Here is a 3869-nt window from a genome sequence, read left to right on the forward strand (position 1 = left end):
AGTACACCTGGATACATCCAGCTCTGTGCCAGTGCACCCGCCCAGGTTGCAGCGCCCAAGGCAAGTGCACGGCTATCGGTTAAATGCGGAGCTTGCTCTTGAATTTGGATAACGTGCCTTCGCCTATTCCGGGAACTTTCAAGAGATCTTCTATGGTTGCAAATGGACCATTTGCTTTGCGATAGCTCACGATGCGCGTTGCCAGCACGGGGCCGATTCCATCGAGGGCTTCAAACTCTTTTGCGCTGGCACGATTGATCATGACCAGTGATGAACTCTTGGGCTTTATCTTTACTGGAGCCTTCTTATTTGTCGTAGTTCCTGACTTTGCATAGATATAAATTTGTTCACCATCGGCGATGATGCGCGCTTGATTGAGATCCGATGGATCTCCGGCCTTAGTGACTCCCCCGGCCGCCTTAATCGCATCAACCACACGTGCACCGATACTTAATTGATAGACGCCAGGGTGTGCGACAGCGCCTTGAACATCGACAGTGATATCGACTGCGGCAACATCTACAGAGAGAGCCGGTGGTGTGATTGCCTCGCTGGGAGTAGATGTTCGAAAGATAAAGAATGAGGATGTGGCAAGGACAAGTCCGGCCACGATGAGAAGTGAGCGCTTTTGAGCTGTTGTGTAGTGGAGATCGCTCCACCAATTTCTAATATTTTCCATGTGCCGATTTAAGGCCTCAATGATTGTGATGCACGAGACTGAAATTGAAGTTGTGGATAGTAATGAGGAGGAGAAGACTCGTCGCAGGAGGTTGATGTGATGGCGAGTCTGACGAATTTTCCCGGAATGGCGAAGAATGTTTCGTTTCGCGCAAAATGCCCGCTACAACCTGGCCAACCATGCAATCTCTGTAATGCCGATGCCTATAACGGACCGCAAGATTGTCCAGTAGTCGCTCTCGTCATGGATGATCCACAACTTCGCACTTCTCTCGATGCAAAGCGGTTGGCCGCTAAAAGCTAAACCTTAAAGTGAAAACTGGGTCGCTTCAGCAGTAATTTTTATTTCAATATCCTCAATTGGGACTTCATAGACAAGGCCATAGAGGTCTCGTGCCATTTTCTCTATTTCACGAGGGTGTGTTGCTTGAGTAAATAATTCTGGGTAATCCGGGAAATGTATTAGGTAAAAACTGTCTTCAGGGGCTACCGTGATGCGGACGATCTGAGTCATCGCAACCACCTCTTTCCAAACTCTGGCTCTAAGTCTTTCATGATTGATGCAACAGTTCCATTTGCGATTTCTCTGTGTCGAGGAATTTGTGTGTGACATTGACCGACGATGACGATTGTGTGGTTACTTCCTTCACGCAAAGTAACTTTAATCTCCATCATTAGCGCTCGGCGATCGATTGCACGCATCAGATCCCTCCGCTTCATGTTGCGAGTAAAGGCGATTTTGCTGAGTGAAAACGAAACCAATCATTCACTTGTGGATGAAATACTGTTATTTTCTGGCCATGACTACAGGTGCGATGAAGTGGGAACATGGCGAGACTGCCTATGAAATCTTTGGAGATTTAACGCCCGCAAAAACTCCGCTGATTCTCGCGCATGGCGGACCCGGTTTTACTTCACACTCTATGAAAGTAATCGCCCGCTATGTTGCAGCAACGGGTCGACCAGCGATTACCTACGATCAAATTGGCTGTGGTGGCTCAACCCATCTGCAAGATAAGCCAAAGGAATTTTGGAGCATTGAACTCTTTAAGAAGGAATTCGGGTTACTCGTAGACCACCTCGGAATTTCTGGTGGCTTTGCGTTACTAGGTCACTCTTGGGGCGGACTACTTGCTGCCGAAATCGCAATTACTCGACCAGGCGGGCTGAAAGCGCTCGTGCTCTCAAGCGCATTAGGTGATACCGATACCTGGGAGATTGAGGCGCGACGTCTTGCCTTGGAGATGCCAGCAGAATTTTCAGAACCTTTAATACGACACGAAGATGCCGGCACTGTCGATAGCCCTGAGTACGCAGTGGCTATCGCTGAGTTCTATCGTCGCCATCTCTGCCGAATCCCAGCACCAGCAGAAATTCTTACCGCAATCGAAGAGTCTGGTAAGGATCAGACCGTCTATAGCGCAATGTGGGGCCACTCCGAACTTTCGTGCACTGGAAATCTTAAGCACCATGTAGTGACCGATCGACTGAGCGCAATTGAAGTTCCTACCCAGATATTTTCTGGACGTTTCGATGAGTCAACTGCTGCTACTAATGAAAGCTACTTGAACGGTATCTCCGGTTCGACCTGGGAGCTCTTTGAAGAGTCAGCGCACATGACTTACGTTGAAGAAGCCGCCAAGTATCAGCGCCTTCTCAACGCATTTCTCGAAAAGGAGCTTGCTTAAAGAACGATGTTGACGAGCTTTGGAGCTCGAGCAATAACCTTCTTTGGTGCAGCGCCGCTAAGTTCTTTAACAATATCTGCATGTGCAAGAGCTGCCGCTTCAAGATCGGCATCGGAAATAGCTGGTGAGACGTTGATGCGTCCCTTGATTTTGCCGTTGATTTGAATAACAGCTTCGACTTCATCGGCAACGAGAAGAGCTGGGTCAACTTCTGGCCAACCTGCAGTAGCAATCGCTGGCTTGTGGCCAAGGCGCTCCCACATCTCTTCGGCAGTAAAGGGAGCAACGAGTGACAACATAATTGCAATCGCTTCAACCGCTTCGCGCACTGCAGGATCTGCCGCCCCGCATCCTGAATCTACTGCCTTACGTGTTGCATTCACGAGCTCCATCACTCGAGCGATTGCAACGTTAAATCGGAATGATTCAACTGCAAATGCTGCATCGTGAAGCGCCTTATGTGTTGCCTTGCGAAGAGTGAGGTCGCCGGTTGAGAAATCAACCCCTGGTGCTGAAGTCACATCGCCTGACAAGCGCCATGCGCGGCTTAAGAATTTAACAGAACCAGATGGAGAAACATCTGCCCAGTCGACATCATCTTCTGGAGGACCGGCAAAGACCATCGATAGACGAATCGCATCGACGCCATGGTTTTCAAGCTCATCTGAAAGTCGAACAAGGTTTCCTCGGGACTTAGACATGGCAGAGCCATCCATCAACACCATTCCCTGATTGAGAAGGCGTGTAAATGGTTCGTTGAATCCAAGCATTCCCATGTCATTGAGAACCTTGGTGAAGAATCGTGAATAGAGAAGGTGCAAGATTGCGTGAGTTACGCCGCCGACATATTGATCCACTGGCAACCATGTATCAACATCTGCACGAGAGAAAGGCTCATTGTCATTTGTTGATGATGGATAGCGAAGGAAGTACCAAGAAGAGTCGACGAATGTATCCATTGTGTCTGAGTCACGAAGTGCAGCTGCTCCACACTGAGGGCATGTTGTATTGACCCAATCTGATGCCGCTGCAAGTGGTGACTGACCCTTTGGCTTGAGATCGATGTCCTTTGCGGAAGGGAGCGTGAGCGGAAGCTGATCCGCAGGAACTGGTACTTCACCACACTTATCGCAATGCACGATAGGAATTGGTGTACCCCAGAAGCGCTGGCGCGATACAAGCCAATCGCGCAAACGATAGTTGCGCGCTGCTTTTCCAAGGTTTTTCGCCTCAAGCTCTGCAGTAATTTTCGCAATCGCTTCAGCTTTATTAAGGCCATTCAGCGAACCTGAGTTAATCAATACCCCATCACCGGTTGTTGCAACAAATGTGACCGCTGGATCTTCATCATCACTCTGAACAACTACTTGTACAGGAAGCTTCATCGCCTTAGCGAAATCAAGGTCGCGCTGATCGTGTGCTGGAACAGCCATGATCGCGCCGGTTCCGTAATCTGCAAGAACGTAATCAGATGCCCAGATTGGAAGCTTCGCACCGTTTACC

At 49.2% G+C, this 3869-nt stretch carries 6 protein-coding genes; 2 read left to right on the forward strand and 4 right to left on the reverse strand.

The features are described 5' to 3' along the window. Positions 1-79: 79 nt before the first annotated feature. The gene (locus tag ACKOVI_RS00045) at positions 80-679 is read right to left on the reverse strand and encodes a helix-hairpin-helix domain-containing protein (RefSeq protein ID WP_509601568.1); all 600 of its coding nucleotides are present in this window, start codon (positions 677-679) and stop codon (positions 80-82) included. Between the two features lie 126 nt (positions 680-805). On the opposite strand from ACKOVI_RS00045, the gene ACKOVI_RS00050 reads away from it, so the two are divergent. Continuing rightward, positions 806-982, forward strand: a complete 177-nt coding sequence (locus ACKOVI_RS00050) for a DUF6767 domain-containing protein (protein WP_509601570.1) — start codon at positions 806-808, stop codon at positions 980-982. Positions 983-985: 3 nt separating this feature from the next. Here the strand turns inward: ACKOVI_RS00050 and ACKOVI_RS00055 are convergent, their stop codons facing one another. Together ACKOVI_RS00055 and ACKOVI_RS00060 are read right to left on the reverse strand one after the other, a co-directional pair. Then, positions 986-1192, reverse strand: a complete 207-nt coding sequence (locus tag ACKOVI_RS00055) for a hypothetical protein (protein WP_509601572.1) — start codon at positions 1190-1192, stop codon at positions 986-988. Next, positions 1189-1398 (reverse strand): hypothetical protein, encoded by a 210-nt coding sequence (locus ACKOVI_RS00060; RefSeq protein WP_509601574.1) that lies wholly within the window; start codon positions 1396-1398, stop codon positions 1189-1191. The genes ACKOVI_RS00055 and ACKOVI_RS00060 overlap by 4 nt, the downstream gene beginning before the upstream one ends. Positions 1399-1478: 80 nt before the next feature. Between ACKOVI_RS00060 and ACKOVI_RS00065 the strand changes: the two genes are divergently transcribed. Next, the gene (locus ACKOVI_RS00065; protein WP_509601576.1) at positions 1479-2366 is read left to right on the forward strand and encodes a proline iminopeptidase-family hydrolase; all 888 of its coding nucleotides are present in this window, start codon (positions 1479-1481) and stop codon (positions 2364-2366) included. On the opposite strand, the gene ACKOVI_RS00070 is transcribed toward ACKOVI_RS00065, so the two are convergent. Next, positions 2363-3869, reverse strand: a 1507-nt coding sequence (locus tag ACKOVI_RS00070; RefSeq protein WP_509601578.1) for a class I tRNA ligase family protein, incomplete at its 5' end; no start/stop codon positions are given. The genes ACKOVI_RS00065 and ACKOVI_RS00070 overlap by 4 nt on opposite strands.

The organism is Candidatus Planktophila sp. (genome assembly GCF_046070465.1).
Taxonomy (GTDB): Bacteria; Actinomycetota; Actinomycetes; order Nanopelagicales; family Nanopelagicaceae; genus Planktophila.